General features: G+C 55.3%; 3 rRNA genes. All 3 read left to right on the top strand.

The window, feature by feature from the left end:
- Nucleotides 1–139: 139 nt before the first annotated feature.
- A 16S ribosomal RNA gene (locus ACT3T9_RS18740) occupies nt 140–1,659 on the top strand.
- 377 nt (nt 1,660–2,036) lie between these two features.
- Nucleotides 2,037–5,102: ribosomal RNA gene (locus ACT3T9_RS18735) — 23S ribosomal RNA — on the top strand.
- A 120-nt stretch (nt 5,103–5,222) separates the two neighbouring features.
- A 5S ribosomal RNA gene (gene rrf, locus ACT3T9_RS18730) occupies nt 5,223–5,339 on the top strand.
- Together the 16S, 23S and 5S rRNA genes form the textbook arrangement of a ribosomal RNA operon.
- The last annotated feature ends 35 nt before the right edge of the window (nt 5,340–5,374 follow it).

Genomic DNA, 5,374 nt, shown 5'->3' with positions numbered 1-5,374 from the left:
GTGCGCGTGTTGCTTGATATCTCAATAGCGTGTCTGTTTGTTGATGCCATTATTTTGAATGGCAATTATAATACGGATGATACAGCAGTTATATGCTGGTTGTTTGTTTATGTTGTCAGGATACTGTTTTTCATGTTTTTTCATGGAGAGTTTGATCCTGGCTCAGGACGAACGCTGGCGGCGTGCTTAACACATGCAAGTCGAACGATGACGGTGGTGCTTGCACTGCCTGATTAGTGGCGAACGGGTGAGTAACACGTGAGTAACCTGCCCCTCACTTCGGGATAACCTCGGGAAATCGTGGCTAATACCGGATATGAACTTCTACCGCATGGTGGTTGTTGGAAAGATTTATCGGTGAGGGATGGACTCGCGGCCTATCAGTTTGTTGGTGAGGTAATGGCTCACCAAGACGATGACGGGTAGCCGGCCTGAGAGGGCGACCGGCCACACTGGGACTGAGACACGGCCCAGACTCCTACGGGAGGCAGCAGTGGGGAATATTGCACAATGGGCGAAAGCCTGATGCAGCGACGCCGCGTGAGGGATGACGGCCTTCGGGTTGTAAACCTCTTTCAGTAGGGAAGAAGCGAAAGTGACGGTACCTGCAGAAGAAGCGCCGGCTAACTACGTGCCAGCAGCCGCGGTAATACGTAGGGCGCAAGCGTTGTCCGGAATTATTGGGCGTAAAGAGCTCGTAGGTGGCTTGTCGCGTCTGCCGTGAAAACCCGAGGCTCAACCTCGGGCGTGCGGTGGGTACGGGCAGGCTAGAGTGTGGTAGGGGAGACTGGAACTCCTGGTGTAGCGGTGAAATGCGCAGATATCAGGAAGAACACCGATGGCGAAGGCAGGTCTCTGGGCCATTACTGACACTGAGGAGCGAAAGCATGGGTAGCGAACAGGATTAGATACCCTGGTAGTCCATGCCGTAAACGTTGGGCACTAGATGTGGGGAACATTCCACGTTTTCCGCGTCGTAGCTAACGCATTAAGTGCCCCGCCTGGGGAGTACGGCCGCAAGGCTAAAACTCAAAGGAATTGACGGGGGCCCGCACAAGCGGCGGAGCATGCTGATTAATTCGATGCAACGCGAAGAACCTTACCAAGGCTTGACATGCACCGGGCGACTGCAGAGATGTGGTTTTCTTCGGACTGGTGCACAGGTGGTGCATGGTTGTCGTCAGCTCGTGTCGTGAGATGTTGGGTTAAGTCCCGCAACGAGCGCAACCCTCGTTCTATGTTGCCAGCACGTCATGGTGGGGACTCATAGGAGACTGCCGGGGTCAACTCGGAGGAAGGTGGGGACGACGTCAAATCATCATGCCCCTTATGTCTTGGGCTTCAAGCATGCTACAATGGTCGGTACAATGGGTTGCGAAACTGTGAGGTGGAGCGAATCCCAAAAAGCCGGCCTCAGTTCGGATTGGGGTCTGCAACTCGACCCCATGAAGTCGGAGTCGCTAGTAATCGCAGATCAGCAACGCTGCGGTGAATACGTTCCCGGGCCTTGTACACACCGCCCGTCAAGTCACGAAAGTCGGTAACACCCGAAGCCAGTGGCCCATCCTCGTGAGGGAGCTGTCGAAGGTGGGATCGGTGATTGGGACTAAGTCGTAACAAGGTAGCCGTACCGGAAGGTGCGGCTGGATCACCTCCTTTCTAAGGAGCATCACCAATTATGGTGGCCATTTTCCTGCCCGAGTGTGGTGGGGGTGGTTGCTCAAGGGTGGAACATCAACGAATAGGCGCTTCATCAGCTGGCATGGCTTGTGAGTACCGCTCCCTTTGGGGGGTGTGGAAAGCGGGTGTGCTGGGTGGTTTGAGGTGGAGACACGCTATTGGGTTGTGAGGCTGCACGCAGCCCCAACGGGACCGTCCTTCGGGAGGGTCTTTTTTGGGGTGTGTGGCTGGTCCTCCCTGATCTTGCCTGGCGCGAATGCGTGGGTGGGGTTGGTGTGGGGTTGTTTCTTGAGAACTGCATAGTGGACGCGAGCATCTTGTAAGCAATTTTAAAGATTTTGTGTCTTTGTGTGTTGCCGTAAGTTTTAAAGGGCACACGGTGGATGCCTTGGCAAGAGGAGCCGACGAAGGACGTGGGAGTCTGCGTTAAGCCTCGGGGAGTTGGCAACCGAACTGTGATCCGAGGATGTCCGAATGGGGAAACCCACCACGAGTCATGTCGTGGTACCCACCGCTGAATGTATAGGCGGTGTGGAGGGAACGCGGGGAAGTGAAACATCTCAGTACCCGCAGGAAGAGAAAACAAAAGTGATTCCGTGAGTAGTGGCGAGCGAAATCGGATGAGGCTAAACCTGGTCTGTGTGATACCCGGCAGGGGTTGCAGGTTGGGGGTTGTGGGACGTATCAGGGCTGTCTGCCGGCAGCTCGGCGTGGACGTGTATTGATAGTCGAAGTCGTGTTGAGTGCGACGGCGTAGAGGGTGTGACCCCCGTAGACGAAATCGATGTACGGCGCGATGCTGTTCCCAAGTAACACCGGACCCGTGAAATCTGGTGTGAATCTGCCAGGACCACCTGGTAAGCCTAAATACTACCTCTTGACCGATAGCGGACAAGTACCGTGAGGGAAAGGTGAAAAGCACCCCGGGAGGGGAGTGAAATAGTACCTGAAACCGTGTGCTTACAATCCGTCGGAGCCTTTAGGGGTGACGGCGTGCCTTTTGAAGAATGAGCCTGCGAGTTAGTGGTCGGTGGCGAGGTTAACCCGTGTGGGGTAGCCGTAGCGAAAGCGAGTCTGAACGGGGCGTTCAGTCGCCGGCTCTAGACCCGAAGCGAAGTGATCTATCCATGGGCAGTGTGAAGCGCGGGTAAGACCGCGTGGAGGCGCGAACCCACTTCAGTTGAAAATGGAGGGGATGACCTGTGGATAGGGGTGAAAGGCCAATCAAACTTCGTGATAGCTGGTTCTCCCCGAAATGCATTTAGGTGCAGCGTTGCGTGTTCCGTACCGGAGGTAGAGCACTGGATAGGCGATGGGCCCCACCGGGTTACTGACCTTAGCCAAACTCCGAATGCCGGTACGCTAGAGCGCAGCAGTGAGACTGTGGGGGATAAGCTTCATAGTCGAGAGGGAAACAGCCCAGAACATCAGCTAAGGCCCCTAAGCGTGTGCTAAGTGGAAAAGGATGTGGAGTTGCTGAGACAACCAGGAGGTTGGCTTAGAAGCAGCCACCCTTGAAAGAGTGCGTAATAGCTCACTGGTCAAGTGATTCTGCGCCGACAATTTAGCGGGGCTCAAGCACACCGCCGAAGCTGTGTCATTCAGTCCTTGTGGCTGGATGGGTAGGGGAGCGTCGTGCAGCCAGCGAAGCCGCGGGGGAACCCAGTGGTGGAGGCTGTACGAGTGAGAATGCAGGCATGAGTAGCGAAAGACGGGTGAGAAACCCGTCCGCCGATTGATCAAGGGTTCCAGGGCCAGGTTTATCCGCCCTGGGTTAGTCGGGACCTAAGGCGAGGCCGACAGGCGTAGTCGATGGACATCGGGTTGATATTCCCGAACCGATCGTAGGAGGACCCATACCGAGGCAGTCGATGCTAACCACCCGAGTTTTCCCCATGCCCTTCGGGGTGTGGAGGTTGACGAGGCTGGGAACCAAGGTTGTAGTAGGTCAGCGCGAGGAATGACGCAGAGAGGTAGCTTCCGCGGACTTAATGGAATAGTCCGTCTAAGCGTGCAGCCCGACCCCGGGTAATGCTGGGGTCATCAAGGGTCAGACGTGATGGGGATCCCGTATGGGCGTAGGTGAGTGATCCTGTACTGCCAAGAAAAGTTCCGGCGTGACGAATACGGTCGCCCGTACCCTAAACCGACTCAGGTGATCAGGTAGAGAATACCGAGGCGTTCGAGAGAATCGTGGTTAAGGAACTCGGCAAAATGCCCCCGTAACTTCGGGAGAAGGGGGGCCCGAACCGTGAGAGCGGTGAGGGCCGCAGAGACCAGGGAGAAGCGACTGTTTACTAAAAACACAGGTCCGTGCGAAGTCGTAAGACGCTGTATACGGACTGACGCCTGCCCGGTGCTGGAAGGTTAAGAGGACCGGTTAGACACTTCGGTGTCGAAGCTGAGAATTTAAGCCCCAGTAAACGGCGGTGGTAACTATAACCATCCTAAGGTAGCGAAATTCCTTGTCGGGTAAGTTCCGACCTGCACGAATGGCGTAACGACTTCTCCACTGTCTCAACCGCGAACTCGGCGAAATTGCATTACGAGTAAAGATGCTCGTTACGCGCAGCAGGACGGAAAGACCCCGGGACCTTTACTATAGTTTGATATTGGTGTTCGGAACGGCTTGTGTAGGATAGGTGGGAGACTTGGAAGCATTCACGCCAGTGAGTGTGGAGTCATTGTTGAAATACCACTCTGGTCGTTTTGGATTCCTAACCTCGGTCCGTGATCCGGATCAGGGACAGTGTCTGATGGGTAGTTTAACTGGGGCGGTTGCCTCCTAAAGAGTAACGGAGGCGCTCAAAGGTTCCCTCAGCCTGGTTGGCAATCAGGTGTTGAGTGTAAGTGCACAAGGGAGCTTGACTGCGAGACAGACATGTCGGGCAGGTGCGAAAGCAGGAACTAGTGATCCGGCACCTCATTGTGGAATGGGTGTCGCTCAACGGATAAAAGGTACCCCGGGGATAACAGGCTGATCTTGCCCAAGAGCTCATATCGACGGCATGGTTTGGCACCTCGATGTCGGCTCGTCGCATCCTGGGGCTGGAGTTGGTCCCAAGGGTTGGGCTGTTCGCCCATTAAAGCGGTACGCGAGCTGGGTTTAGAACGTCGTGAGACAGTTCGGTCCCTATCCGCTGCGCGCGTTGGATATTTGAGAAGTCCTGTCCCTAGTACGAGAGGACCGGGATGGACTGACCTCTGGTGTGCCAGTTGTTCTGCCAAGGGCATGGCTGGTTGGCTACGTCGGGAAGGGATAACCGCTGAAAGCATCTAAGCGGGAAGCCTGCTTCGAGATGAGATATCCATACACCTTCGGGTGTGAGAGGCCCCCAGTAGATGACTGGGTTGATAGGCCAGATGTGGAAGCACAGCAATGTGTGGAGCTGACTGGTACTAATGGCTGATGACTTACTACAACATTTTTATTGTTTATGCGTGTTTGCGTCCACTGTGCGGTTCTCGAGGAACAACTCCTCAGAACGTCGGCCCTCTTCTTGAGGGGTTGGTGTTCTGGTGGTCTGGTTGTCTCATTGTGTTACGGCGGTCATAGCGTCGAGGAAACGCCCGGTTCCATTCCGAACCCGGAAGCTAAGCTCGATTGCGCCGATGGTACTGCACTCGGGAGGGTGTGGGAGAGTAGGTCGCCGCCGGACATCTTTGTGGGAGTGGGAGTGAGCTTGAGACCCTT

It is taken from the genome of Brachybacterium sp. AOP29-B2-41, from assembly GCF_052378395.1.
GTDB lineage: Bacteria > Actinomycetota > Actinomycetes > Actinomycetales > Dermabacteraceae > Brachybacterium.
Note: the sequence above shows the minus strand (reverse complement) of the source record. Positions and strands in the feature narration are given on the sequence as shown.